The following is a 25,541-nucleotide window of genomic DNA, read 5'->3' as shown; positions in this document are numbered from 1 at the left end:
TCAATCCTGTAGCACACCAAACAAAAGGCCCGGAGATTATCTCTCCGGGCCTTTTCTGTTACTGGCTACCTTTGGGTCTGTATATAGGGTCGCCTAACGTTTAACCACTAACGGGGGTCGCAGGTACTTCGCGCTTACTGGCCAACCAGTTAGCGCCAATGGCGACGATCATGACCGCGACACCAGCAATTTCGGTCATCAGATTGGGATAGAACACCCCAAAGATCGCGGCGGTAATCGCGATGCGCGGTAGCCACGACATTTTGGTAAACAGATAGCCTTCCAGCGCCGCGGCAAAGGCACCTAATGCCAGAATGGCAATCACTCCATTCCAGATCACCACCGGCACCGGGCCACCAATGATAATCTCAGGGTTGAAGACCATAAACAGTGGGATCAGGTAGAGCCCTTTGGCAAACTTCCACGCCTGGAAGCTGGTTTCCATCGGCTTACTGCCCGCAATCGCCGCCCCGGCAAAGCCTGCCAAGGCGATGGGAGGCGTCACGTTGGAATCCTGGGAGTACCAGAACACGACCAGGTGGGCGACCAGCAGCGGCACACCAAACTCGGCTGTCAGTGCAGGGCCGACGAGGACGATGAGCACGATATAGCTGGCGGTAACGGGCAGCCCCATCCCCAGTACTAAGCTTGCCAACAGTACCATCACCAGCGCCAATACCAGGTTGCCGCCGGAGAAAGCCAGCATCATGGAGGAGAATTTCAGTCCCAAGCCGGTTAAACCCACTACCCCAACGATAATCCCGGCGACTGCACAGGCCATGGAAACCGCTACCGCATTGCGAGCACCTAGTTCCAAGCCCTCGATCAGCTTGGCAAAGCCTGTACGTACCACGTCTTTAACGGCCGTTGCGGTCACTGGCTGGCCCTGCCTGGGCGCCACAAAGAAGAACCACAGCACATAGCGCAATACCGCTACCGCCAAAATGGTGATCACTGCGTAGTAGCCTACCCGCATGGGCGACATACTCATCGCCAGCAGCCAGACCAGCACCGCCAACGGCAGCAGGAAGTGCCAGCCATCCTTCATGACCTGGCGCATCTGCGGCAGTTCATCCTTGGGTAGCCCCTGCATGCCCTGCTTGAGAGCGATGATATGCACAAACAGGTACACCGTCGCGAAATACATGATCGCTGGCAGGATACTGACCTTGACGATGTCCAGGTACGGCGTATTGGTGTACTCAGCAATCAGGAACGCCCCGGCCCCCATTAACGGCGGCATGATTTGCCCGCCGGTCGAGGCCGCCGCTTCGATACCACCTGCCTGCTTGGCTTTGTAGCCCAGCCGCTTCATCAATGGAATGGTAAAAGCACCGGTGGTGACCACGTTGGCAATCGCGCTGCCAGAAATCGAGCCCATGCCCGCCGACGCCAATACCGCCGCCTTGGCTGGCCCGCCACGCTGGCGGCCGGTCGCCGCATAGGCCATATCGATAAAGAATTTACCCGCCCCGGTGCACTCCAAAAAAGCACCAAAGAGGACAAAAATAAAGATATAGGTCGCCGCAACGCCTAGCGGCAGGCCGAAAATACCCTCTTGCCCCAAGTAGAGTTGACCGGCAACTCGATCAATGGTGTATCCGCGGTGCTCAAGAATGCCCGGCATCCACTCGCCAAGCCACGGCAGCTCGCCCCGCGGCCCCGCAAAGGCATACACAATCGCCAAGAGGCCAATCACGGTCATACCAAAACCTACCGCGCGACGGCTGGCTTCCAGTACCGTCACCGTAGCAATACAGGCAACCAGAATATCGGTACTGTTCCAAAAACCCGCACGGCTAAAAATCTCATCCAGGTTGAGTACCAAGTAACCACCGGTGAGAATCGCCCCGGCAAAAAACACTAGATCAAGCCCCCAGCCCAATACACCACGTTTGCGAGTGGGCCCAAAGGCTGGAAACATTAGAAATGCCAGCACCATAATCAGTGCCAGGTGAATACTGCGCTGATAAAAAAGCCCTAAGGGCTGAATACCGGCAGAGTAGAGCTGAAACAGGGAAAGACCCACCGCCACAATGGTGATCGACCACAGCACCATGCGGGGTTGAATCACATTACCGCCAGGCACCACGCTCGACGGCTGATTGGATTCGCTCATGAAGTCCTCGGAAGCGTTAACTAATGTCGTTTTTATTCACGCGGGGATGCGTGAGGGTCTATCAACTGAATGGTCACGCGTTGTCCAGCGGCGTGCTCACTGAGGCTCACTGGCGCATGCTCACCGCCAGGCCACACCACACGATGATTAACAGCCGGTGAACCTACCCTCAACACATAACGGTTATTGGCTACAGGTTCGTTAATGGCATTAATCCAGTAACCGCCCTCACCGTCTGATACCTGCTCGCCGCGGCCAAAAATATGCCCAAGCCCTGCGGCGAAATCGGGTTGATGGCTACGCTCTAATTGCATGACGCCCGCTACATTACGATAGCAGTCCAGCACCGTGAAATGTTCAACGGAGTGCTGCCACTTAATACACCAGCGACCGTCAGCCGGCACCGCTTCATCCACTAGCGTGTCGCCTTGTTCGGTCACCACGGCTAGGCGCATAAACGCCGAAGCGGGGGAAGCCCCCACTTCGGCGAACGGACAACATGCAATCAGTAGCGCCATCAGTCGTCGCTGCCACTGCATGGCAATGTCCTTATGGCAATCTGATTATGAAAATATCATTACACGATTAAGGACGCAGACGATCCGGGATTTCAGCACCGACTTCTTCGAAATAGCGCAGTGCGCCCGGGTGCAGCGGCACGGGGGTCGACTCCATAGTGAACTCAACGGTGGTGTCGTTAGCCGCCGGGTGAACCGCAATCAGCTCATCGGTGTTTTCAAACAACAGTTGGGTGAGTTGATAAGCCAGCTCTTCGTCCATATCGGCATTAACGACCAGCACGTTGGGGATACCGATGGTCTGAACGGCTTCGTCCATACCGTCGTACATACCCGCAGCAAGCTGGTAGGGAGCAAATACCGCTTCTTCTTCCTGGGCATTGGCTACCTCTTCATCAGACAAGCCAATCAGGCGAATATCGCGGGTGGCTGCCAGGTTGAGAATCGAGCTGGTGGGTGGCCCAACGCTCCAGAAGCCGGCGTCGATATCACCGTCGCGAATGGCATCAGCGGTTTCGTTGAAGTTAAGGCGCTGGGGAGTGAAGTCTTCATAGCTAATGCCATTGGCTTCAAGCAATGCACGGGCGTTCAGCTCGGTGCCGCTACCCGGTGCACCGACGGAAACGCGCTTACCCGCTAGATCAGCAATCGATTCGATATCCGACTCGGCCAGGGTCACCAGCTGTACCGCGTTGGGATAAACCGACGCCAGTGCGCGAGTATTTTCAATCTGGCGACCTTCAAAATCATCCGTGCCGGTATAGGCTTGATAGACCGTATCGGCCAGAGCCAGGGCGAGATCCGCGTCACCGCGCATGATCAGGCCCATATTTTCAACCGAGGCACCGGTCACTTCAGCAGTCGCCTGAGCGCCTTCGATATGGTTGTTGATCATTTCGGCAAAACCACCGCCGATAGGGTAGTAAACGCCACCAGTACCGCCAGTCGCGATTGAGAGTTGTTGAGCGCTTGCTGGAAGTGCAACCGCGAGCATAGAAGCGGCAGCGGCTGTGGCGTATAGAGAGCGTAGAGTTTTCATGAGCATTTCCTCCGTCCTGCTTGGACTTATAGGTATGGTTGACGATAAAAAGGAGGTGTTGAAGCCCCAGCTTCTGGCTGCCGTCACGACGAACCGGAAGCGGTGGAGGTGAAGTTAGCACGGCTTATGCGTTGGATGCTAATAGGGCGTTATCAGCGCAGCAGTGCCTTTACCTCATACAGCCATGAGTGCCTCAGAAGGTGTAACCGCCCAGCAGCTGGATCGAATAGCCAGCTATTAAAATCCTGAAATCCCGCATAAATGTCTTATTTTATGCCGAATTGTTATTATTTATTGATAATGGCCGTCAATTTCGCCCACCCCACCGTTATTATTGATTCAGGATAGGAGCCACACTGCTATGGAGCCCGGTTTTAAAGAGGACAATAGTCGGGATAAAGGCGCGCCGCGGCAGAACCTCGCCATTAGTGCTTACCGCCAACTCAAGCACGACATTATTCGTGGCCGCTATGCGCCTGAGCAGAAGCTGCTGATGAGCAGGCTCAAAGAGCAGTACGGCGCCAGCACCGGGCCGCTACGGGAAGCGCTATCGCAGTTAGTCTCTGACCGCCTTGTGGTCGCGATAAGCCAGCGCGGCTACCGGGTAGCACCTATGTCGCTGGCCGAACTCAACGATATTTACGACGCCCGGGCTCAGCTTGAAGGGCTGATCCTGCGCTTGGCTATAGAGCGCGGCGACGACGATTGGGAAGCCACGGTGCTGGCTACCGCACATCGGCTGGCCAAGGTCACCGACATCAACACCCCCAACGACCTGCTCGACATCTGGGATCAGCGCCACAAAGCCTTCCATACCGCCATTGCCAGCGGCTGCAACTCCCCTCACCTACTGCAAATGCGCAACACCCTGTTTGACCAGGTAGAGCGCTACCGCCACCTGTGGTTGCAGGAAACCGTGATGTCGTCCCAGGCGCTGGAGCTTAAGCGCCAGGAGCACGCTGCGCTGGTCGATGTCATTCTGGCGCGCGATACCGCCGAAGCCGACACCCTGATGCGCGATCACCTGATGACCCCCGTACCGATCATTACCCGCGTCCTTCAAGAGCGCGGCATCGGCTGAGCTTTTCGCTTTGGCTCTTCGTCCCAGACCAAAGTTCTACGTTTTAAAAAAATGTAGATATTTTAAAAAAACGGCGATACATTGGCTGCAAGCTATTTTGCATCTATTCCTTCCCACTATCCGAGGAATCTACGCCATGACGCATTTCAACTGGGACGACCCGCTACTTCTGGAACAACAGCTCACCGATGAAGAGCGCCAGATCCGCGATGCGGCCTACGACTACTGCCAGGAAAACCTTCAGCCCCGCGTGCTAACCGCCTTCCGTGAAGAGCGCTTTGACCGCGAGATCATGACCGAAATGGGTGAGCTTGGCCTGCTGGGCGCCACCGTTTCCCCCGAGTACGGCGGCGCAGGCGTTAACCATGTAGCCTACGGTTTGATTGCCCGCGAAGTGGAGCGCGTAGACTCCGGCTACCGTTCGGCCATGAGTGTGCAGTCATCGTTGGTAATGTACCCCATCGAGACCTATGGCTCTGAAGAGCAGAAGCACAAGTACCTGCCTAAGCTTGCCAGCGGTGAAATGGTTGGCTGTTTTGGCTTGACCGAACCCGACCACGGCTCTGATCCGGGTGGCATGATTACCCGCGCGGAAAAAGTCGACGGCGGCTACCGCTTGACTGGCGCAAAAATGTGGATCACCAATAGCCCAATTGCCGATATCGCGGTGGTATGGGCGAAATCAGCGGCTCACGACAATCAGATTAAAGGCTTTATTGTCGAGCGCGGCACCGAAGGTTTCACCACGCCCAAAATCGAAGGCAAAGTCTCTTTGCGCGCATCGATTACCGGTGAGATCGTGCTGGATAACGCCTTTGTTCCCGAAGAGAACCTGCTGCCCAACGTCAGTGGCCTGAAAGGCCCCTTCGGCTGCCTCAACAAAGCCCGCTACGGCATCGCCTGGGGTGTGATGGGCACGGCAGAGTTCTGCTGGCACGCAGCGCGCCAATACACCCTCGACCGCAAGCAGTTTGGCCGCCCGCTGGCCGCCAACCAACTGATCCAGAAAAAGCTCGCCGATATGCAGACCGAGATCACCCTTGGCTTGCAGGCAGCCCTGCAGGTGGGCCGGCTAATGGATAGCGGCAACTGGGCACCGGAAATGGTCTCGCTGATCAAGCGCAACAACTGCGGCAAAGCGCTGGATATCGCCCGCCAATCTCGCGATATGCACGGCGGTAACGGCGTCTCCGACGAATACGGTGTTATTCGCCATATGGTCAATCTGGAGTCGGTAAACACCTACGAAGGCACCCACGATGTACACGCTCTGATTCTGGGTCGCGCCCAGACAGGCATTCAGTCGTTCTTTTAATCACCGCACCTTGATCACTTGTCACTTATTAACGGAGCCTCTATGAACGAGCTAACCAAACCACTGGCCGGTATAAAAGTACTCGATATTTCCCGCGTACTGGCCGGGCCGTGGTGCGGACAAATGCTCGCGGATATGGGGGCAGATGTGATTAAGGTAGAGCGCCCCGGTAGCGGCGATGACACCCGCCACTGGGGCCCTCCTTGGCTGGCGGGCAGCGAAGAGTCGGCGTACTACCTGTGCGCTAACCGAGGTAAACGCTCTCTGACCGTCGATATGGCCAAGCCCGAAGGCCAGGCAGTGATCAAGCAGCTAGTCGCTAACTCTGACGTGCTGATAGAGAACTTTAAAGTTGGCGGCCTGAAACGCTACGGGCTGGATTACGCCAGCTTAAAGGCGCTCAACCCTAGGTTGATCTACTGTTCGATTACCGGTTTCGGCCAGGAGAGCCCTTACGCTCACCGCGCCGGTTATGACTTTATGATCCAAGCCATGGGCGGGATCATGAGCCTAACTGGCAAGCCCGACAGTGAACCCGGCGGTGGCCCGGTAAAAAGTGGCGTCGCCTTTACCGATATATTCACCGGGTTATATGCCGCTAATGCAATTTTAGCGGCGCTTTATCAGCGCCGTGATAGCGGCGAGGGCTGCCATATCGATATGGCATTAATGGATGTGCAGGTAGGCGTGCTCGCCAATCAGGCACTGAATTACCTCACCTCGGGCAATGTGCCCCAGCGATTGGGTAACGCTCACCCCAACATCGTGCCTTATCAGGCGTTTGCCACCCAGGATGGCCATATGATTATGGCTGTCGGCAACGACGAGCAGTTCAAGCGTTTTTGCGCGGTGCTGTCACTACCGGCTTTGGCGGAAGATCCACGCTTTGCCACCAATGGAGCCAGGGTAAACAATCGTGCTCTGCTCGTTCCGCAGCTGGAAACGGCGTTGGCCCAGCGCAGCACTGATGAATGGCTAGCCGCTTTTGAAGCCGTAGGCGTTCCCTGCGGGCCGATCAATACGCTGGATCGGGTGTTCGACGACCCCCATGTGAAAGCCCGCGGACTTAAGCAGACCCTGCCCCACGACCAAGCAGGTCAGGTGGATCTGGTCGCTAACCCTATCCGTTTTAACGGTGCCCAAATGAGCGCCACTACGGCGCCGCCCCACTTAGGCCAACATACGGAAAGCGTGCTGGAAGAACTTGGTATTAGCTTGGAGCAGCGCACTGCGCTTCGCGCAGCAGGCATCATTTAATAGCACTAATGGTTTATGCACTTCCCTCTTATAGGCGCCTACTTGGCGCCTTTTTTTAAGCCAAAAGAACCGACCAATATTGCAAGCCAAGAAGCAGGCATCTGGCTAATGCTTCGCAACCCATTGTTGTACAAAAGCTATACAAAACGTATATTAAGACCTAAAGTTAAGAGCGTTGAATGCTTCAACATAGGCTATAGGCATTAATCTATCTAATGTTATGGCATTAACAGCGCCATCCAACACCCATCCCTCAGGAGCAGCTATGAGCCAGTGCGCACGCGTCAATGGCAGTTGCAAACGCTGTGAAGGCGACTTGCCCTTTGAGTTCACCATGGCCTTTCAGCCAATCGTGGATCTATCGCTGGCCCAAATCGTCACCTATGAAGCACTGGTTCGTGGGCCGTGCGGTGAATCCGCTTGGAGCGTCATTTCGCAAGTGACTGATGAGCTCCTCTACCGTTTTGATCAGGCCTGCCGGGTAAAAGCAATCGAAATGGCCAGCGCACTGGATATGCAAACCGACCTTTCGATCAACTTTCTGCCCAACGCCGTTTATGAGCCCGAAGCCTGCATCCAGGCAACGTTAGCGGTATCAAAACGGGTGGGTTGGCCAACTCATCGGCTAATTTTTGAAATCACCGAAACCGAGCGCGTCCGCGACCGGCAGCACCTGTGCAATATCATCGATGCTTACCGCTCCATGGGCTTTAAAACGGCGCTGGATGATTTTGGTAATGGGTACGCCAATTTGGACTTATTGACCGATTTGACACCTGACAAGCTCAAAATCGACCGTGAGCTGGTGATGAATTGCGATAATGATCTTCGCCGCCAAGCGTTGTTAAACGCGATTATCCTGCTTGCCCAAGAGCTCGATATGACTCTTATCGCCGAAGGTGTCGAGACTCGTGCCGAAGCCTTATGGCTCGCCCGCGCGGGGATTGTTCATCAGCAGGGTTTCTACTACGCAAAACCGGCGATTAACACTTTGTGCACCAATATTGTTCCGCTATTAGTGGGGTTAAAAAATGAAGTAGATAGCAGCTCAGGAGCGGTGTATGAAAGAGATTAGTCTCGACAGACTCTACCAGTTATTTAACCGCTCAAAGCGCAATACCGAAAACGTTATCAAAGCGGCACCGATTGGAATCTGTATTACAACCCCTTCGGGTCACTTTGAAATGGTCAATCCAGCTTACTGTGAATTTTATGGCTACCGGCAGGAAGAGCTTTTAGGCCAGCACCTTACCCACGTAGTGCCCGAAGAGAACCATGCGATTTTATCAGCGCTGCATACTGAGTTTATGCAGGGCAACGAGGATCAAGAGCTGCGCCAAGAGTGGGATGTGGTTCTCAAAAACGGCGGAAGACGCACCATCATCGCCGAAGCTGCGCGTATTGAGGCTGACGACGGCGAACCGCGTAAAGTCACTTTCATAATCGACATTACCCAGCGCAAACAGCTAGAAGAGCGGCTCAAGCAGGCTAATGAGCGCTTGGATCATTTGGCTCACCACGATGAGCTAACGGAGCTGCTCAACCGTCGTGCCGGTTTGCAGCGCCTGGATGAAGAGATCAAGCGCTGCGAGCGGTATGGAACACCTTTCAGCATCGCGATCTATGACCTGGATGACTTCAAAGCGATCAACGATACCTATGGGCACAGCGCGGGCGATAGCGTTTTACAACAGATCACCTCCTTAGTGAGTGCTGTACTGCGCGATACCGATTTGCACATACGATTGGGCGGTGAAGAGTTTTTAATCATTATGCCAGGCGTAAATTCTGAAGAAGCCTACCAAGGCATGGAACGCATTCGTGAAAGCGTCGCGCAACAAACGTTTACTAAGCACCAATTAACGATGACGCTCTCATCGGGGATTGCCAGCTACGTTGAAGCCTCGGGCAAACGGCTACTTGATCGTGCTGATAAAGCTATGTATCAAGCTAAACAGACGGGGCGCAACCGTGTTGTCATTGCCTCGTCATCCATGTAGGCAACGCTTTTAAACTTCACAATCAGGCCCCTATCAGGCACCCCTATTAAGCACTATGCTAAAAGATCAATCCTCATCAATTAGGAAGTAAGCCATGAGCAGCAATGCCGAACTAAACGAGCTAAAACATAAATACGTCGCTGCTGGCGCTGCAAGCCCCGCAACGGCGTTCGCCGACCACGCTGAAAACGCTGAAATCTGGGACGCGGACGGCAACCGCTTTATCGACTTCGCAGGCGGCATTGGCGTACTCAACGTAGGTCACCGTCACCCCAAAGTGGTCGCAGCGGTAAAAGCCCAGCTCGATAAGCTGATGCATACCTGCCAAACGGTCATGCCTTATGAAGGCTACGTGAAAGTCGCGGAAAAACTCAGTCACATCGTGCCCGTTCGTGGCCATGCCAAAGTCATGCTGGCCAACTCGGGTGCGGAAGCGCTGGAAAATGCGGTCAAGATCGCCCGCGCCGCCACTGGCCGTTCTAACGTTATCTGCTTCGATGGCGGCTACCACGGCCGTACCTTCTTCACCATGGCCATGAACGGCAAGGTGGCGCCTTACCAGAGCGACTTCGGCCCCATGCCGGGCACCGTTTTCCGTGCGCCCTACCCGGTGCCTTACCACGGCGTTAGCGAAGACGAAGCTATTCGCGGCCTGAAAATGACGCTGAAAACCGATGCCAACCCCAAAGATACCGCGGCCATCGTGCTCGAACCGGTGCTTGGCGAAGGCGGCTTCTACCCGGCCTCTACCAGCTTCCTGACCAAGGTTCGCGAAATCTGCGATGAGCACGGCATGCTGATGATAGTCGATGAAGTGCAGTCAGGCTTTGGCCGTACCGGCAAAATGTTTGCCATCGAGCATAGCGGTGTTGAGCCGGACATTATGACCATGGCCAAGAGTATGGCCGACGGCATGCCGATCTCCGCCATCGTGGGTACTGACAAGGTGATGGATGCTTCAGGCCCTAACTCATTGGGCGGCACCTACACCGGCAGCCCCACCGCCTGTGCGGCCGCGTTGGCGGTTATGGAAGTGTTTGAAGAAGAGAACATTCTGGAGAAGAGCCAGGCTTTGGGCGACAAGTTGGCCAAGCGCTTCAACGTTTGGGCAGATAAGTTTGATTGCATCGACAACGTGCGCAACATGGGCGCCATGGCTGCCTTTGAGCTGGTGTCGAATAAAGCCGATCACACGCCTAACCCTGAACTGGCTGCCGCGCTGTGCAAGAAAGCCCGCGAAGAGGGCTTGATCCTGCTTTCCTGCGGCATGTACGGCAACACCATCCGCTTCTTGATGCCTGTCACCATTCAAGATGACGTGCTCAATGAAGGGTTGGATATTATTGAGTCCTGCCTGGATTCACTGGTGTAATTAAGCGTTAGTCAGCAAGAACTAAACCGCCGCCCAAATTTGGGGCGGCGTTTTTACTTGTGTGGATACCTAACCTGCTTATTCCGCCATAAAGCGAGGCAGCCACAAGGCAATATCCGGCCATAAGCTGATGATCAAGGCCGCCACGCACATCAGCAGGAAGAAAGGTAGCGCTGCCAGGGCCACCCGGCTGATGCTTTCCCCCGTCAGGCTTTGCAGCACAAACAGGTTGAATCCGACCGGCGGCGTTATCTGGCCAAGCTCGATCATGATGATCAGGAAGATGCCAAACCAGATCGGATCGAACCCCGCCAACAGCACGATCGGTAGCGTAATCGGCAGGCTCATCACGGTGATCGAAATACCGTCCAGGAAAAGCCCCAGCACCACATAGAAAACCGCCAGCGCCAGCAACAACGACATCGGGGTAAAGTTTTGCGCGGCGATCCACTCCGCAAGCTCCCGGGGCAGGTGCAGGTAGCCCATCGCCGTGGAGAGTAGCGTGGCAGTAATCAATAGGCTGCACACCATGATACTGGTGATCAATGTGCCTCTGAACGCCTCGATAAACAGCCGCGCCGAAAGCTGGCGCTCGACACCGAGCAGCACCAACGTCGCGGCCACGCCCACCGCAGCCGCCTCCGAGGGCGTGGCAATACCGCTATAGATAGAGCCGATCACGATGCTGATCAACACCAGCACGGGCAGCAGCAACAAAATGGATTGCCCTACGCTCTGGTCAGTCGCCTCCTGCTTGGGTGCCAACGACGGCGACAGATAGGTCCTCGCGCCGATATACACGCTGTACAGCAGCGCAATTAACAGGCCCGGCACCACCCCCGCCATGAACAGCTGGCTGATGGAGACTTCCGCCTGAACGCCATAGACGATCATCACGATCGAAGGCGGAATCAACAGCCCAAGGCTACCGGCGCCCGCCAGCGAACCGATCGACAGGTTGCGATCGTACCCCCTCGTTTTCAGCTCCTGGGTGGTGATTTTGCCAATCGTCGCGGTCGTCGCCGCGCTGGAGCCGCTCACTGCCGCAAACAGCGTACAGCCGAGCACGTTGGTGTGGAGAATGCCGCCCGGCAAATGGCGGGTAATCGGCACCAGCCCTTTGAAAAGCCGCTCGGAAATGTTGGAGCGAAAAATCAGCTCGCCCATCAATATAAACAGCGGGATGGCCGATAACTCCCAGCTATTACTGGCACGGTAGAGAATTCGCGAGAAAATCAGGCCAATACGATCAGCACCGAAGTCGCCAAACAGCCAAAGCGAGCCGATGGACACGGCCAGCATGGACGCAAAAATCCAGGTGCCCATCGACAAAAAGAACAACAGCAGTACGCCGACCCCGACGGCCGACCAAAAAATATCCATAACGCCTTTCCTATTAGTCGCTGCTTCAATTGACGCGAGACGAGTAGCCTGAACGCAGAACCATTATTTTCAGAGCTCTGACTAACAGCGTGATGGAAATTAACCACATGCCCACGAGGATGGCGCTCTCCGGCAGCCAAATAGGCGTCTCTGCCATGGTTTCGCTGACGGTGCCGCGGCTATAGCTACGCTGAACGTTCTGAAACCAGAAGGTCGATAGCCACACAAAGCAGCCTGCCGTTACCAAGCTGCTGAATAGCTCCAGCGGCCAGCGCATGGTTTCAGGAAAGCGCTCCAGCAGCAGCGAGACACGGATCAGCCCGCCCTTCTCCAGCACATAAGGCAGGCCTAAAAATGACATCGTGGCCACGGCATAGCCGATATACTCATCGAGGATAAACGTCGAGTGACCAAATAGCCTGAGCGCTATCTCTAACAGGATGTGGCCGAGCATATAAATAATGAGCAGCACGGCAATGACAGCACCAACCCGATTGAGCAGTTGAGAGATACGCTCGATGATGTTGAGCGCTCTCATTCCTCGCCTCGGAACTCGCTCAGGATAGACTCGCCGTCATCACCGGTATTCTCCAGCCAGCTCTCGACCACGCCACTGGCGGCTTCTTTGAGAGGCGTCAGCAGCTCGTCCGAAACGGGATCACTGATCGCGACGTCGTGCTCACCCAGCGTCTGGTAGTTCTCTTCGGTACGCGTTTCAACCGCTTCCCAGTTGTGTTGGTCAGTCAGGCTGGCCGCTTCCATGACCGCATCCTGTTGAGCGTCGGTAAGCGATTCGAACGCATCGCGATTCATGTGCACCATGTTGAGGGGAATGGCGTACTGGACCCCGGCAAAGTAATTCTGGTGCTCCCAGAAGCTGGCATTGGCCCCCGCTTCGGCGGACGTTAACACCGCCTCGATACCGCCGGTGGCCAGTTGGGGTACCACATCGGCCCAGGACAGGCTGACAGGCGAGGCGCCTACATTTCTAAATGTCTCGGTACCGTTACGGTCAAAGGTGCGAATCTTCAGGTTCTCGAGATCGTCCTGGCTCGCGATCTCGTCTTCAGACCAGATGCCGCTCGGCGGCCAGGGCGAGGCATATAGCAGCACCTGGTTATTATCGGCGAACACCTCTTCGTAATAGGGTTTTGCTATGTCATAAAGCCGCCGCGCATCGGCAACGTCGTCGACAATAAAGGGCAGTGAAGAGAGTAGAAACAGCGAATCGATACCGCTCATGGTGCCCGAGAGCGTATCCGCTATCTCGACGGCGCCATCGGCCACGCCATAAAAATGATCGCCGGAATTAAAGCCGAGCGAGCCACCCGTATGCAGCGTGATATCAATTTCGCCATCGGTTAACTCGGCAAGCTTATCAATAAAATAGGCATCGCCCTGAGCATGAATGGAGGACGCATTATACTCATTGGAGAAGTCCATACTGACCGACTGGGAATGCGCATAGCCACTGACGAGTAGTGCCCCTAGCGCTATCGAGAGCTTTTTACCCGCATGAGGGAATTTGTTATTTAAATCAGCAGGATGGAACATTCTTTTAACCCCTATTTTGATTGGTATAGGGATTAAACTACAGTCATTTGGGAACCATTTATGTCCCATAGCGACGCGAACGGACCAGACAACGACACGCCGCCCAGTGGGCGGCGTTGCCTATGCTGCGTGATTAGCGTGGCCGACGATCGCCTTCGAGGAAGTTAGCCGTGAAGACCGCTTTGCCGTGGGTTTCGAACGACCACTTCATCACCTCGCTCAGTCCCGCCATGACCGCATCGAACTCGCCAAATACCTGGGTGCTCATGCGATTCGGGTGTACTTCCAACCCTGTCGCCTCAAGGCGTTTCACCACCTCTTTGACCACCGGCTTGAAGTCATCGGCCAACGGGTAATAGCTAAGCTGTACGGAAAGATACATAACGCCTCCTTACGCTGTGTTTTGGGGCTGACGGACGCTGGATAAACGCTGCCAGGCAGCCAAAATAGCGGCACGGGTCTCGTCCGGATGCTCCATCGGGAACATATGCGTACCGGGGACTTCACTCACCGATAGCCCTCTACGCTTCAAGCGTTTTATACGTGAAGCGGTCAATAGGTGGGACTCTTTGCCCGCCACCAGTTCTAACGGCACGCCCAAACGCTGCGGCAGGCGCGAGAGGTGATCCGGCAGGTGGCGGAAAATTTCCACCTCAATACCAGGATCAAAGGTCAGTTCTGCACTGCCATCGTTTAGCAAACGCGTCCCTGCTTCAATGTAGTCGTTGAGCGCCTCCGGGGTAAAGCGACGAAACAGCCCCCGGCGACCCAGCGAGCTTGCCATCGCTTCGCGACTCGGCCACACGGTGCGCCGCCCCAAGGTTTTTCCAGCAGGAGTAACCCGATCCACAAAGCCAAACCGCTTGGCGGCTTTCATTGCCCAGGCGTCCTTCCCCAGCATCAAAGGGGGATCAAGCATAATCACCCCGCAGAAGCGCTCGGGCTGTTTATCCGCGGCCATGGCCATTAGCGTGCCACCCAAAGAGTGCCCCACGCCCAGAAGCGGCGTATCCGTCTCGGGTAGATAGCTCAGCAGCTCATCCACCAAGTTGCCCCAGTTATGATTAACGGGGTAGTCAGGGTGGTGACCCAGGCGATCCAGAGGGTGCAGATCAAAGGTCTCTGCCAGTGGGTTCAGCAGGCTGCGATAGCTTAAGCCCGGAAAACCATTGGCATGGGCAAACACTAAACGGGGACGTTGGGCAGCATTAGCAGACATGGCAAGGCTCGCGCGTTAAAAAGGCAGGAAGACGGCTAATGTGAAACATGGTTATTTATGCCGCCTATCATACATCTGTTTTAACGCGCTACTGTATGAGCGTCAATCGACAAAAGGATTAACAGGCTAATTAAAACAACGACAGCTGATGCTCCTGGCTGTTGTCCGCCAGCCGATACCCTACGCCAAGCAGGCGCACGGGGCGCTCGCCACGTGCCCAGCCAACGTTAAGCAGGGTTTCAAACTGTTCAAGGTTAGGCGCGGGGTCGGCGTGTTCGACGGTGGTTTGGGTAAAGTCGTTGAACTTCACTTTTACGATTAACCCGCGCACCGCCAGTGGCGGGTCAAGCCGTGCGTAGCGGCGCTCTAAATCTTCGATCAGCGCGGGTAGCTCACGGCGGCAGGCGTCGAGGTTGGGTAAATCCTGGGCGTAGGTCTGTTCGGTGCTGACCGACTTGCGCTCCCGGTGGGTTTTCACCGGGCGCTCGTCCCGCCCCCAGCTCAGCTCATACAGCCGCCGTCCAAAACGGCCAAAGTGCTCGACCAGGTCGGTTAGCGTGCGGGTACGCAGGTCAGCGCAGGTGTGAATATCCAGCCCCGCCAGTTTCTCGGCCGTGCGGGGCCCTACCCCGTGGATTTTCTTGACCGGCAACTGTTGTACGAAGCTATCGACCTTATCCGGCGTAATCACGCACAGGCCGTCGGGTTTGTTCCAGTCGCTGGCAATTTTGGCCAGAAACTTGTTGGGCGCTACGCCCGCCGAAACGGTGATCCCCACTTCGCGGCTGACCCGTTCGCGGATCGCTTCGGCCATGAGTGTCGCGCTGCCGTGATGCTGGGTGACCTCCGAGACATCCAGAAAGGCCTCATCCAGGGAGAGCGGTTCGATCAGTTCAGTCACATCGCGGTAAATGGCGAAGACCTGGCGGGCGACCTCTTTGTATTTGGCCATCTCACCGCGAATCACTGTGAGGTGTGGGCAGCGCTTGAGTGCCTGGGCCATGGGCATGGCCGAGTGAATGCCAAATTCGCGGGCGGGATAGTTACAGGTGGCGACCACCCCGCGCTGCTCGACGCTGCCGCCAATGGCAATCGGTATATCCCGCAGCGCGGGGTTATCGCGCATTTCCACTGCTGCATAAAAGCAGTCACAGTCGCAGTGAATGATTTTGCGCACCGGCTACCCGCCCAACTGTAAAAAAACACAGTCTAGCATAGGCGTTATGTACCACAGAAGGTTCTTAGCACTTGCTCATTTTCCGTGGCGGGCTCTGCTAAACGGCGCGCTTCAACAGATTCATCGAACGGCTTAGTCACAACTGCCAATAAGGTGTGGAAAGGCGAAAAATCACCGTCGTAAGCGGCATCAATGACCTCTTGAACCCGGTGGTTACGGGGAATAATGGCCGGGTTGGCGCTTCGCATGGCCGCAAAACGCTCACTATCTTGGCTGGCTATCTGCGCTTGCTGCCAGGTATCCAGCCACGCGGTCAAACCGTCAGGCTGAGTCGTCAGTGCCAGCAGTGCCTGGCGGTACTCATCGCTCGGCGAGGAAGCGTATTGCGTGAGCGCGTCAAAGGTGGCGGTCATGTCCATCCGCCCCTGATGCATCTGGCTTTCGAGGCCTTCCATTAGCGCTTCGGCTTGGGGGCTTGCCGCCGCTAAACCGAGCTTATCGGCATGCAGTCGTAGTTGCTCGGCGCTGAACAGTGATTCAAAGCGGCGGATGGCGTCAGTGGCCTGCTCCACGACCGCGTCGCCCTCTTCCCGCATCAGCGGCAGCAGCGTTTCGGCAAAGCGGGCCAGATTCCACTGGGCAATCGCTGGCTGGTTGGCAAAGGCGTAGCGTCGGCCTTGATCGATGGAGCTGTACACCTTTTGCGGATCGAACTGCTCCATAAAGGCACAGGGGCCGTAATCGATGGTTTCACCGGCGATGCTGCAGTTATCGGTGTTCATCACGCCGTGAATAAAGCCCACGCTCATCCAGCGGGCAATCAGCACCGCCTGACGAGCGACCACCGCTTCCAGCAGCGCCATATAGGGATCTTCTGCGTTGGCGGCATCCGGGTAGTGGCGCGCAATCACATGATCCGCCAGGGCTTTGAGCAATGCTTCATCCCGCTGTGCAGCGGCAAACTGAAAGGTGCCCACGCGAATATGGCTGCTCGCCACGCGGGTAAAGACGGCGCCGGGCTCAGCCATTTGCCGTACCACTCGCTCGCCGCTCGCCACGGCCGCAAGGGCACGGGTGGTGGGAATCCCCATGGCGGCCATGAACTCGCTGACCAGGTATTCACGCAGCACCGGCCCTAACGGCGAACGACCATCGCCACCACGGGAAAACGGTGTGCGGCCGCTGCCTTTTAGCTGCACATCGCGGCGAACGCCATTCTGATCGATCACTTCGCCCAGCAACAGCGCACGGCCATCGCCCAGTTGCGGCACAAAGTTGCCGAACTGATGCCCGGCGTAACCTAAGGCGCCCGGCTTGGCATCCGGCATGGGCTGGTTGCCGCTAAACCAATCGGCAAGCGTTGTTGAGTCAGGTATCTCTTTGGCCCCCAGTTCATGGGCAAGCGGCGCATTGAACGCAATCAGCTCCGGGCTGGCCACAGGCGTTGCTTGGGTGGCGACCCAGAGGGGTTCAGGCAAGGTGGAATAGAGATGTTCGAATGGCAGCACGATAGGCTCCGCTTTTAGTGGCAATAACTATCTAATACCCTAGCATTCTACTCAACTAAACGCCGAGGCGATGTTGCCAAACATACCAAATGTTAAAAACAGCGAGCTGACGCCACTGCCAAGGGATTTTTATAATCGGGACACGCTTGAAGTGGCGAGAGATATGCTTGGCTGCTGGCTGGTACGTGAGCATAAAGTCCGGTCACTTTTCTCTTAATAAAGATTTCTGTGAATTTTTTCCGCTGGTTATTGTTTGGCACAAGGTTTACTTTTCACAAAATACTTTTATAAAAGTAAACCGAGTGACATCTATGCTAGGTCAACGAATCCATCAGGCACGCCTTGCTGCTGACTTGACGCTTGAAGCGTTGGGCCAGCAGCTTGAGGTTTCCAAGGCGGCAATACAGAAGTATGAAAAAGGTAAAGCAACACCCGACTCCTCTAAATTGCTCAAGATCGCTAAAGCGTGTGGCGTTCGCACAGAATATTTTTTCCGAAAGTCGACGGTAACGTTGTCGAACATCGAATTTCGTAAACACAGCACGTTTGGGAAGAAGCGTTCTGACGCTATACAAATCCGCATTACGGAAATGATTGAGAAACGTGTCGAATTGCTTAACGCGTTCCCCGAGTTGCCCATTCCACACTTCGCAGTCCCTGGTTGTGTACCTCGCCAAATAGAAGATTTGGACGAGATTGAGGGCATCGCAGAGAATGTACGACACGCATGGGAGCTTGGGTTAAATCCAATTGCCGACCTGACCGCAGAGCTTGAACCCTTGGGGTTGTTGGTAATGGCAGTCGACGTGGAACACAAAGCATTTTCGGGCATGACTGCTACAGCAATGACAGTAGATGGGCAGTACTACCCTGTCATAGTGGTGTCTTCTCGCTGGCCTGGGGATCGCCAGCGTTTTACTCTCGCCCACGAACTGGCTCACGTGCTTTTTGCAGGTCGATTGACGGACGGAGTAAATGAAGAAAAGGCATGCGACCGTTTTGCTGGCGCGTTTTTAGCCCCAAGAGAGTCCGTTGTTAAGGAGCTTGGCTCTCAGCGAAAGCGCTTAGAGCCACAAGAACTTTACCATCTAAAGCATGAGTACGGCCTTTCAATGGCCGGGTGGGTAATGCGTGCGTTTCAATGTGGCGTTATCCATGACGGGTTGCGAGAGGCAACGATGCGAATGTTCTCGGCTCGCGGCTGGAGGACTAACGAGCCCGGCGAGGTGCTACCTAACGAAGCCCCTTCTCTATTTGAGCAGCTAGTATATCGGGCATTAGCAGAAGACCTTATTTCCGAGGCAAAGGCGGCTGAACTGCTCGGCATCCCAAGGATGCGCTTCTATCGAGAACGCCTAATGGAGTCTGCTGATGCTGTTACTCATCAGTGACGCCAACGTAATAATTGATTTAGAGGCTGGGGGCATACTGGAAACACTCTTTCAGCTTCCTTATGTTTTCGCTATGCCTGACGTGCTTTATGAAGAAGAAATTGAAGACGGCAGCCCGTACCTAATTGATATGGGGTTAAAAACACTCGTTGTTGAATCCTTATACATCGATTATGCGATCACCTTGGGAGAAGAGCATGGCGAAGAGCCCGGCTTGTACGACAGGCTAGCGCTGGCTTTAGCTAAGCAGGAAGCCTGCCCGTTGCTTACGGGAGACAATAATCTGCGCGCCCTTGCTGGGCGCGAAGGTGTTGATATAAGAGGCACGCTATGGGTGTTCACTGAGATGATTGAGTTCGGGCTATTGTCCAATGAGGAGAGCTTAGCCTCCCTTGATTTGATGAAAGCACGCAAACGCAGATTGCCTTGGGACGATGCCAAAAAACATATCGAACGGGCAAACTTTGGCTCCAGGCAATGAGGAGCATGGTAAAAAGTTACCCAGGAAATGCTATCAGTGTTTCAGGCGCTCTAGTTTCCGTGCAAACAGCGCACAGCCTGCTCGAGCACCGGCGTCAACGGCGCCCGCCACTGGTGGGTCAATAGCGCGTCTGCCCGGGTGACGCCGAGCGATAGCGATGCTAGCGGCATGCCCCGCTCATGGGCGGCGCGGCAAAAACGGTAGCCGGAAAACACCATCAACGAGGTGCCCACAGCCAGCACCGCATTCGACTCGGCCAGCGCTACCTGCGCTGCCAGCCGCCGTTCGGCGGGTACCACATCGCCGTAGAACACCACATCGGGCTTCAGGATGCCGCTACAGCGCGGGCAGTCGAAAATACGAAAAGTGCTGAAGTCAGTTTCTAGGTCGGCGTCGCCATCCGGAGCGTGCCCCGCCTGCAAACCAGTAAAGCTCGGATTCATGCGCGCCATTTCGGCATGCATGGCGTGGCGCATCATTTGATAGTCGCACACCATGCACTTCACCATGTCCGCTCGACCATGCAGGTCGATCACCCGGCGGGAACCAGCGCGCTGATGTAAACGGTCAACGTTTTGGGTCACCAACTGCTGGATATAACCCTGTGACTCCAGCGCGGCCAACGCACGGTGTGCGCCGCTGGCTTGGGCTTCGCGCATGGCGCTAAAACCGATCAGCGCGCGGGCCCAGTAGCGCTGGCGAACGTGATGAGAACTCATGAAGTCGCCATGCTGCACCGGGGGTGGCCGCTTCCACTGACCATCCGCATCGCGATAGTCCGGAATGCCACTGTCGGTACTCACACCGGCACCGGTAATCACCCACAGTTTGGGGTGCCGCTGAATAAAATCAGCCAGTTCCTCGCCCGCCTGGGCAACGCTTTCTGCAATTTCCACGGCCTGCGTCAATCGTTCACCTCTAGGCAATGTGGCTCAAACTCAACGATACTGTATAGCAACAGCGGGCCATGCAACGCGCCCTTTAACGGTTATTGTGCACCCAGGAGATACTCTTATGCAGCACGATCATGACATTATTATTGTCGGTGGCGGCATGGTGGGCGCCGCCCTGGCGGCCCGCGTGGGTCATGCGGGCTTCTCCGTAGGGCTGGTGGAGCACGGCGATGCCCCTACTCCCCCTAGCGGTGACTATGACCTGCGTATTTCCTCGCTGAATGCGCGCTCGTTAGCGTTCGTTAAGGCCAGCGGCACGACGTTACCTGAGGAGCGTTGCTGCCCTTTTCGGCATATCGATGTCTCCAACCAGGACGGCACCGGCCATTCGCTGTTTTCCGCTCAGGATAGTGGCATGGATGACTTCGGCATCTTTATCGAAAACCGCACGTTGCAGTACGCGCTATGGCAACGGCTAGAACAACTGCCCAGCGTCACCTGCTACACCCAATGCGCGCCGTTAAGTACGATCACCTCAAGCACTGGCCGCCTGCTGGAGCTGGATAATGGCAAAACCCTAAGCGCCCGTTTGATCGTCGGCGCCGACGGCGCGCAATCGACCCTACGTGAGCTAGCGGGGATCAACGTTAGTAGCCACGACTACCATCAGCGGGCGATGATCATTAACGTGGAAACCGAGCTGCCCCAGCAGGATGTCAGCTGGCAGGTCTTCACCCCCACGGGCCCCATTGCCATGCTGCCATTGCCCGGCCATCGCGCTTCCTTGGTGTGGTACGACACAGATAAAACCACCCAAGCCCGCGAACAGCTGGACGATGACGCACTCAAAGCAGCCATCGAAATGGCCTTCCCTAAACGCCTGGGCAACCTCATCCGTATCGTCGCCCGGGCCAGCTTTCCCATCAAGCGCCAACATGCCCACCGCTACATCGGCAAGCGTCTGGCACTCATTGGCGACGCGGCCCATGTGGTGCACCCGCTGGCAGGCCAGGGGTTAAATATCGGCCTGCACGACGCCGACACCCTTGCCGAGATCATTATCCAGGGCCGCGACCCCGGCGACTATATCAACCTACTCCGCTTTGAGTGCCAGCGCCGCGCGGCCAACCAGGCGATGATCGCTGCCACCGACAGCTTTCACCACCTGTTTACCGGCGCCAAGCCGCTGCGCCAACTAGGCGATCTAAGCCTGCAAATAGCCGAGCGCTTCCCGTTCGCCAAACGCATGATGATGCAGCAAGCCAACGGGTTGAATCCGTTTAAATTCCATTAGGATTCATCAATGTATTCAGAATCGAATGATTTGGCAGCTTTGGAGCGGTTTTTCGAGAAGCTGGCACTGCTGCCCAAGCCAGAACCCCTGACACCCAATTTGTTTTCGGTTGCAGGACCTGGTCAGAATGAGAACCGACTATCCGACTTAATGGCCTTCTTTATGGGCGGTTATCCCGGTGCGCCTCACTGGTTAGCCAAGGCCGTTCTGCATGCACTAGTTCGTAAAGAGCGATTCGATCATGACCATCTACAGCAAGTCGACTGGGAAGCAGTCACTACCGAACGGGAAGCAGGGAGCTGGAATGTCGAAAGCGAATCGATCAAGCGCTTGGACTTATTGGTTTCAGGAAACAACTTCGTATTGGGCATTGAGCATAAAGTATGGGCTTCGGCGACTAATAATCCGTTTTATGCCTATGACGACTTGCTGAAAAGCTATGAAGTTAATATCTACAAATGCGTTTTATGCCCAGATGACTCCAAGGAAGGCGTTCAGGCACCCGCCACTAACGCAGGCTGGCCAACGTTATCCTACTCGGAAGTATTGGTCTCAGCTTATGAACTGTACGGGAAAGACGTAGCCCCATCTGATCAGACGAAATGGCAAATTTTCTATCAAGAGTTGTTACAGCACCTCACTTCTATCGCCCATCCAACTGAAGAAAAGACAATGACGAAAGTCGAACTGAATTTTTCGTTGAAGCATTTCAATGACCTGTATGAAGCATCTCAGCGTTTGGAGCAATTCGAACAGGAGTTGATGGCGGAAGGTAAAAGCCATATTGCGGCTGCATTGCAAATAGCTACCAGCGATATCCATACCAAGAAAAAGCCGGAAATTTGGAGTGAAGAGACAAGAGTATGGCGTTTCTTCCCCAGTGCTTGGAGTAATACAGGAGCCTCCCAAATATGCCTCGTTTATTATCCTTCATCAGAGTCGGAAGGTGATGAAAGCATCGGTTTTGAAGTTCGGGCCTACTTGGAAAGCCAGGTAAGCAGTGACCCTTGGCTGAAAAAAATCGAACGGGCATTTTTAAAGGTAACGCCTGTCACCAAACACCCAGACTGTACTTGGTACAGAGAAGGCCATGGCAACGACACTTGGCCTGAAACCGCTGGGCGCTGGTTGGCTTTGAGTGCTTGGCCCCGGGAGTACACCAAGACAGGTGCGATGAAAGCACTGGGTGATTTAGCCAAATGGGTGGATGAACACGCTTTCGAGACAGAAACCAATATAGCCGACTCATGAGGCTAGGGCGGACGAGAGGCCGCAGTAGCATCAAGGCATCAGCGCGGAGCAAAGACGTCTATTACTAGTAGTGGCCCCCCGTGGTAAACATTGTTAACCACTCGTTCTTCCTCAAGCACTTAATATGTTAAACGGTGCTGAATGATGATGCAGCAAGCCAACGGGTTGAATCCATTCAAAATGCGCTAGGGTCTACTACGCTGAGAGGGTGGTCACTGCCGGTGGCCCATAACAATCACAATAACCCCTCGTTAAAGGCAACCCTATGGCATCTACACGATATGCGCTGTTCACGGCAACGCTCTGTTCCGGCCTTGGCCTCCTTCTGGCTTCTCCCCTGTGGGCCTGGGATGGCGTCGTCGAGAAGCAGACCTTTGAAATGGACAGCTTCACTACCCAGGGCGGTGAGACGATCCCCAACATCACGGTGGGTTGGGAAGCCTACGGTGAGCTCAATGACGCCCGCGATAACGTCATTCTAATCACCCACTTCTTCTCTGGCACCAGCCATGCGGCAGGCCGCTATGAGGAAAATGGGCAGCCGACCGGCTACTGGGATGCCATCATTGGCCCCGGCAAGCCACTCGATACCGATGAGTACTACATCATCTCCTCGGATACGCTGGTTAACCTGAATGCCAAAGACCCCAACGTCACCACCACCGGGCCCGCCTCCATCAACCCTGACACCGGCGAGCCCTGGGGCATGGACTTCCCGGTCGTCACCATCCGCGACTTTGTCGAGGTACAGCGCGAGCTACTCGAAAGCCAAGGCATTGAATCACTGCATGCGATGATGGGTGCCTCAATGGGCGCGCTACAGGCCTTCGAGTGGGCCAGCGCCTATCCTGACCGAGTAGAACGGCTAATCTCAGTGATTGGCGGCGGCGTTGCCGACCCTTGGCTGCTGGCAACCCTAAGCGCCTGGGCCGCGCCGATTCGTTTAGACGCCAACTGGAACGAGGGTAATTACTACGACGGCGAACCGCCTATCGACGGGCTAAAAGAAGCGCTAAAACTGGTGACACTCAACGCCAACCACTGGCAGTGGGCTAACGAAACCTTTAACCGCGATTGGGCCGACGAAGAACGCGACCCAGCCCAGGATATCAACGCCCGCTACGCGATTGAGAAAACGCTGGATGACATCGTCGCCGCCCGCGCGGCCACCTCCGATGCCAACCATCTGCTCTATCTGGTGCGCGCCAACCAAACCTTTATGGCAGGCCACGGCGACTCGCTAGAGGAAGGACTTGCCGCCATCGAAGCACCGACACTGATGCTGTATAGCGAAAACGACCTCGTCTTCGCGCCTGAAGGTGTGCGTCGAACCGCCGAGCTAATTGAGGCAGATGGCACTGAGGTGACGCTTGAAACCCTGGAAGGCGATCGAGGCCATTTGGATGGCGTTGTTTCCATCGACCAAGCTAGCGATACATTGCGGGCGTTTTTGCAGTAAGGGATTGAGCGCTGACTTTGAGTCTTAAACCCAGCGCTGAAGAAGTTGCAATATGAGCCAGCCTTACCAGCCGCATCTCAGGCCAGAGCCTCTAAAACATTAGCGGCTGGCGTTCTCTTCGGCCACCTGACGAAGCGCATCGACAAGCACTTCAGCTGGCTGGGCGCCCGAAATCAGGTAGCGCCCGTCGAGGATGAATCCCGGCACGGCAGTGACCCCTGCTTCCATGAATCGCTGCTCTGCCGCTCGAACTTCGTCTGCGTACTGATCAGACCGGGCGATGGACTCGGCAACGTCACCGTCAAGCCCGACCTCAATGGCCTTCTCGCGTAGAACCTCTGGGTCTGAAGGGTTTTTCGCCTCACCAAAATAGGCATCAAACAGTGCCAATTGCAGGGGCGTCTCTAGGTTCTGCGTTGCAGCCCACGCAAGCACGCGGTGGGCATCGAAGGTATTGTTCGCTCGACGCTCCTGGGCGCCACGAAAATTTAATCCAAGCTCTTCGGCCACCGCCATAATCTCACGCTGGGACTGCGCCATGCTGGCAGCATCTTTGCCGTACTTGCGGCACAAGTGCTCCAGGATCGGCTCGCCCTCGGGCGGCATGTCAGGGTTGAGTTCAAAGGGCTGCCAGAAGAGCTCAACGTCGATCTCGCCATCAAGGGTTTCTAGCGCTTGTTCCAAGCGCCGATAGCCGATCGCGCACCATGGGCAGGCTACATCGAACACTAGATCAATTCTTACCTTCTGCATGATGGATCTCCTCGTTGGGTTCGGTCATCAGCGCACAAACTGCGCTAAGCCTTGGCTTTTATCAAGCAACACCTAAGCGCAACCCGCCTAGTCGGTTGTGCACTTTTTCCAACCCATTGACGGCGTTGGTAAGCAAAAGCCTCTTACTCACGGCTTAGCATCTTACTGGCTCCGACGCTGGGGGTTGAACTGGTAACGAGGACTAAAGTTCGTCAGCACCAAGTGGGCAGCTCTGTCGATTCGGCAAACGCGGCGATCACGACTTTCCCTGGTTTGTGTTTGAAGATTAAGGAGTCATGACTTTCAAGAATGTAGCTTGCACCTTATCAAGAGAAAGGCAACCACACCCGATGCAGTCTGTCATCATATCTCTCAGTTCAATTAACTGCGTTATCTTCCTATTTAGCTCGCCTCGCCACCTAGAGCCCAATTTGTCCCAATCAACAAGAGTGACACGGGTCTGATTCGGAAGCTCTT

At 55.4% G+C, this 25,541-nt stretch carries 23 protein-coding genes; 11 read left to right on the top strand and 12 right to left on the bottom strand.

Annotated features, from left to right (window positions below; genetic code table 11):
• Nucleotides 1–100: 100 nt before the first annotated feature.
• Genes ACW17M_RS11315 through ACW17M_RS11305 form a run of 3 tightly spaced genes read right to left on the bottom strand, consistent with a single transcriptional unit; the run spans nt 101 to nt 3,676 of the window.
• Nucleotides 101–2,119: a TRAP transporter permease gene (locus ACW17M_RS11315; RefSeq protein WP_027957370.1), complete on the bottom strand. Its 2,019-nt coding sequence runs from the start codon at nt 2,117–2,119 to the stop codon at nt 101–103.
• A 32-nt stretch (nt 2,120–2,151) separates the two neighbouring features.
• Nucleotides 2,152–2,658: a DUF1850 domain-containing protein gene (locus ACW17M_RS11310; RefSeq protein ID WP_027957371.1), complete on the bottom strand. Its 507-nt coding sequence runs from the start codon at nt 2,656–2,658 to the stop codon at nt 2,152–2,154.
• Between the two features lie 46 nt (nt 2,659–2,704).
• Entirely contained in the window at nt 2,705–3,676 is a 972-nt protein-coding gene (locus tag ACW17M_RS11305; protein WP_027957372.1) for a TAXI family TRAP transporter solute-binding subunit, read from the bottom strand.
• 361 nt (nt 3,677–4,037) lie between these two features.
• Here ACW17M_RS11305 and csiR point away from each other — a divergent pair, with 361 nt between their 5' ends.
• The 6 genes from csiR (at nt 4,038) to gabT (ending at nt 10,701) form a co-directional block, all read left to right on the top strand.
• Entirely contained in the window at nt 4,038–4,757 is a 720-nt protein-coding gene (gene csiR, locus ACW17M_RS11300) for a DNA-binding transcriptional regulator CsiR (protein WP_022520012.1), read from the top strand.
• A 136-nt stretch (nt 4,758–4,893) separates the two neighbouring features.
• On the top strand, nt 4,894–6,072 hold the full coding sequence (locus ACW17M_RS11295) for an acyl-CoA dehydrogenase (RefSeq protein WP_022520013.1): 1,179 nt from the start codon (nt 4,894–4,896) through the stop codon (nt 6,070–6,072).
• A gap of 42 nt (nt 6,073–6,114) precedes the next feature.
• Nucleotides 6,115–7,329: a CaiB/BaiF CoA transferase family protein gene (locus tag ACW17M_RS11290; RefSeq protein WP_027957374.1), complete on the top strand. Its 1,215-nt coding sequence runs from the start codon at nt 6,115–6,117 to the stop codon at nt 7,327–7,329.
• A 265-nt stretch (nt 7,330–7,594) separates the two neighbouring features.
• Complete coding sequence (locus ACW17M_RS11285) at nt 7,595–8,404, top strand: EAL domain-containing protein (protein WP_027957375.1); 810 nt, start codon at nt 7,595–7,597, stop codon at nt 8,402–8,404.
• A complete protein-coding gene (locus tag ACW17M_RS11280) occupies nt 8,391–9,329 on the top strand; it encodes a GGDEF domain-containing protein (RefSeq protein WP_457547411.1) in 939 nt (312 codons plus the stop codon). The genes ACW17M_RS11285 and ACW17M_RS11280 overlap by 14 nt, the downstream gene beginning before the upstream one ends.
• A 94-nt stretch (nt 9,330–9,423) precedes the next feature.
• The gene (gene gabT / locus ACW17M_RS11275) at nt 9,424–10,701 is read left to right on the top strand and encodes a 4-aminobutyrate--2-oxoglutarate transaminase (protein WP_027957377.1); all 1,278 of its coding nucleotides are present in this window, start codon (nt 9,424–9,426) and stop codon (nt 10,699–10,701) included.
• A gap of 78 nt (nt 10,702–10,779) precedes the next feature.
• Here gabT and ACW17M_RS11270 read toward each other — a convergent pair whose 3' ends face one another.
• The 7 genes from ACW17M_RS11270 to ACW17M_RS11240 form a co-directional block, all read right to left on the bottom strand.
• A complete protein-coding gene (locus ACW17M_RS11270) occupies nt 10,780–12,084 on the bottom strand; it encodes a TRAP transporter large permease (RefSeq protein ID WP_457547410.1) in 1,305 nt (434 codons plus the stop codon).
• A 25-nt stretch (nt 12,085–12,109) separates the two neighbouring features.
• Nucleotides 12,110–12,622 carry a TRAP transporter small permease gene (locus ACW17M_RS11265; RefSeq protein ID WP_457547409.1) on the bottom strand — a complete coding sequence of 171 codons (513 nt, stop codon included), beginning with the start codon at nt 12,620–12,622 and terminating at the stop codon, nt 12,110–12,112.
• Nucleotides 12,619–13,638 carry a TRAP transporter substrate-binding protein gene (locus tag ACW17M_RS11260; protein ID WP_457547408.1) on the bottom strand — a complete coding sequence of 340 codons (1,020 nt, stop codon included), beginning with the start codon at nt 13,636–13,638 and terminating at the stop codon, nt 12,619–12,621. The genes ACW17M_RS11265 and ACW17M_RS11260 overlap by 4 nt, the downstream gene beginning before the upstream one ends.
• A gap of 133 nt (nt 13,639–13,771) precedes the next feature.
• Nucleotides 13,772–14,020, bottom strand: a complete 249-nt coding sequence (locus ACW17M_RS11255) for a YkoF family thiamine/hydroxymethylpyrimidine-binding protein (protein WP_027957380.1) — start codon at nt 14,018–14,020, stop codon at nt 13,772–13,774.
• 9 nt (nt 14,021–14,029) lie between these two features.
• Nucleotides 14,030–14,857 (bottom strand): alpha/beta fold hydrolase, encoded by an 828-nt coding sequence (locus ACW17M_RS11250; RefSeq protein WP_022520022.1) that lies wholly within the window; start codon nt 14,855–14,857, stop codon nt 14,030–14,032.
• Between the two features lie 130 nt (nt 14,858–14,987).
• The gene (gene dinB, locus ACW17M_RS11245; RefSeq protein WP_457547407.1) at nt 14,988–16,034 is read right to left on the bottom strand and encodes a DNA polymerase IV; all 1,047 of its coding nucleotides are present in this window, start codon (nt 16,032–16,034) and stop codon (nt 14,988–14,990) included.
• 44 nt (nt 16,035–16,078) lie between these two features.
• Nucleotides 16,079–17,542, bottom strand: a complete 1,464-nt coding sequence (locus ACW17M_RS11240; RefSeq protein ID WP_457547406.1) for a protein adenylyltransferase SelO — start codon at nt 17,540–17,542, stop codon at nt 16,079–16,081.
• A 167-nt stretch (nt 17,543–17,709) separates the two neighbouring features.
• On the opposite strand from ACW17M_RS11240, the gene ACW17M_RS11235 reads away from it, so the two are divergent.
• A complete protein-coding gene (locus ACW17M_RS11235) occupies nt 17,710–18,933 on the top strand; it encodes a helix-turn-helix domain-containing protein (protein WP_201304174.1) in 1,224 nt (407 codons plus the stop codon).
• Nucleotides 18,914–19,414 (top strand): PIN domain-containing protein, encoded by a 501-nt coding sequence (locus ACW17M_RS11230; RefSeq protein ID WP_138800933.1) that lies wholly within the window; start codon nt 18,914–18,916, stop codon nt 19,412–19,414. The genes ACW17M_RS11235 and ACW17M_RS11230 overlap by 20 nt, the downstream gene beginning before the upstream one ends.
• 50 nt (nt 19,415–19,464) lie before the next feature.
• Here the strand turns inward: ACW17M_RS11230 and ACW17M_RS11225 are convergent, their stop codons facing one another.
• A complete protein-coding gene (locus ACW17M_RS11225) occupies nt 19,465–20,322 on the bottom strand; it encodes an NAD-dependent protein deacetylase (protein ID WP_457547405.1) in 858 nt (285 codons plus the stop codon).
• Nucleotides 20,323–20,428: 106 nt separating this feature from the next.
• Between ACW17M_RS11225 and ACW17M_RS11220 the strand changes: the two genes are divergently transcribed.
• From ACW17M_RS11220 to ACW17M_RS11210, 3 genes are all read left to right on the top strand, one after another.
• On the top strand, nt 20,429–21,601 hold the full coding sequence (locus ACW17M_RS11220) for a UbiH/UbiF/VisC/COQ6 family ubiquinone biosynthesis hydroxylase (RefSeq protein ID WP_457547404.1): 1,173 nt from the start codon (nt 20,429–20,431) through the stop codon (nt 21,599–21,601).
• Between the two features lie 9 nt (nt 21,602–21,610).
• The gene (locus tag ACW17M_RS11215; protein WP_022520027.1) at nt 21,611–22,852 is read left to right on the top strand and encodes a PDDEXK-like family protein; all 1,242 of its coding nucleotides are present in this window, start codon (nt 21,611–21,613) and stop codon (nt 22,850–22,852) included.
• A gap of 265 nt (nt 22,853–23,117) precedes the next feature.
• Nucleotides 23,118–24,311, top strand: a complete 1,194-nt coding sequence (locus ACW17M_RS11210; RefSeq protein ID WP_457547403.1) for an E22 family MetX-like putative esterase — start codon at nt 23,118–23,120, stop codon at nt 24,309–24,311.
• Nucleotides 24,312–24,410: 99 nt separating this feature from the next.
• On the opposite strand, the gene ACW17M_RS11205 is transcribed toward ACW17M_RS11210, so the two are convergent.
• Nucleotides 24,411–25,064: a DsbA family oxidoreductase gene (locus ACW17M_RS11205; protein ID WP_457547402.1), complete on the bottom strand. Its 654-nt coding sequence runs from the start codon at nt 25,062–25,064 to the stop codon at nt 24,411–24,413.
• Between the last annotated feature and the right edge of the window lie 477 nt (nt 25,065–25,541).

The organism is Vreelandella sp. 2A-K22, from assembly GCF_054065485.1.
The sequence above is the reverse complement of the archived record's forward strand: the minus strand, read 5'-3'. Positions and strand labels throughout refer to the sequence as shown.

Coding starts and splice junctions, on each gene's coding strand:
- ACW17M_RS11285 (WP_027957375.1), top strand. CDS start 7,595: ATGAGCCAGTGCGCACGCGTCAATGGCAGTTGCAAACGCTGTGAAGGC.
- ACW17M_RS11210 (WP_457547403.1), top strand. CDS start 23,118: ATGGCATCTACACGATATGCGCTGTTCACGGCAACGCTCTGTTCCGGC.
- ACW17M_RS11270 (WP_457547410.1), bottom strand. CDS start 12,084: ATGGATATTTTTTGGTCGGCCGTCGGGGTCGGCGTACTGCTGTTGTTC.
- csiR (WP_022520012.1), top strand. CDS start 4,038: ATGGAGCCCGGTTTTAAAGAGGACAATAGTCGGGATAAAGGCGCGCCG.
- ACW17M_RS11295 (WP_022520013.1), top strand. CDS start 4,894: ATGACGCATTTCAACTGGGACGACCCGCTACTTCTGGAACAACAGCTC.
- ACW17M_RS11265 (WP_457547409.1), bottom strand. CDS start 12,622: ATGAGAGCGCTCAACATCATCGAGCGTATCTCTCAACTGCTCAATCGG.
- ACW17M_RS11205 (WP_457547402.1), bottom strand. CDS start 25,064: ATGCAGAAGGTAAGAATTGATCTAGTGTTCGATGTAGCCTGCCCATGG.
- ACW17M_RS11230 (WP_138800933.1), top strand. CDS start 18,914: ATGCTGTTACTCATCAGTGACGCCAACGTAATAATTGATTTAGAGGCT.
- ACW17M_RS11250 (WP_022520022.1), bottom strand. CDS start 14,857: ATGTCTGCTAATGCTGCCCAACGTCCCCGTTTAGTGTTTGCCCATGCC.
- ACW17M_RS11255 (WP_027957380.1), bottom strand. CDS start 14,020: ATGTATCTTTCCGTACAGCTTAGCTATTACCCGTTGGCCGATGACTTC.
- ACW17M_RS11315 (WP_027957370.1), bottom strand. CDS start 2,119: ATGAGCGAATCCAATCAGCCGTCGAGCGTGGTGCCTGGCGGTAATGTG.
- ACW17M_RS11215 (WP_022520027.1), top strand. CDS start 21,611: ATGTATTCAGAATCGAATGATTTGGCAGCTTTGGAGCGGTTTTTCGAG.
- ACW17M_RS11260 (WP_457547408.1), bottom strand. CDS start 13,638: ATGTTCCATCCTGCTGATTTAAATAACAAATTCCCTCATGCGGGTAAA.
- ACW17M_RS11220 (WP_457547404.1), top strand. CDS start 20,429: ATGCAGCACGATCATGACATTATTATTGTCGGTGGCGGCATGGTGGGC.
- ACW17M_RS11280 (WP_457547411.1), top strand. CDS start 8,391: ATGAAAGAGATTAGTCTCGACAGACTCTACCAGTTATTTAACCGCTCA.
- gabT (WP_027957377.1), top strand. CDS start 9,424: ATGAGCAGCAATGCCGAACTAAACGAGCTAAAACATAAATACGTCGCT.
- ACW17M_RS11290 (WP_027957374.1), top strand. CDS start 6,115: ATGAACGAGCTAACCAAACCACTGGCCGGTATAAAAGTACTCGATATT.
- ACW17M_RS11310 (WP_027957371.1), bottom strand. CDS start 2,658: ATGCAGTGGCAGCGACGACTGATGGCGCTACTGATTGCATGTTGTCCG.
- ACW17M_RS11305 (WP_027957372.1), bottom strand. CDS start 3,676: ATGAAAACTCTACGCTCTCTATACGCCACAGCCGCTGCCGCTTCTATG.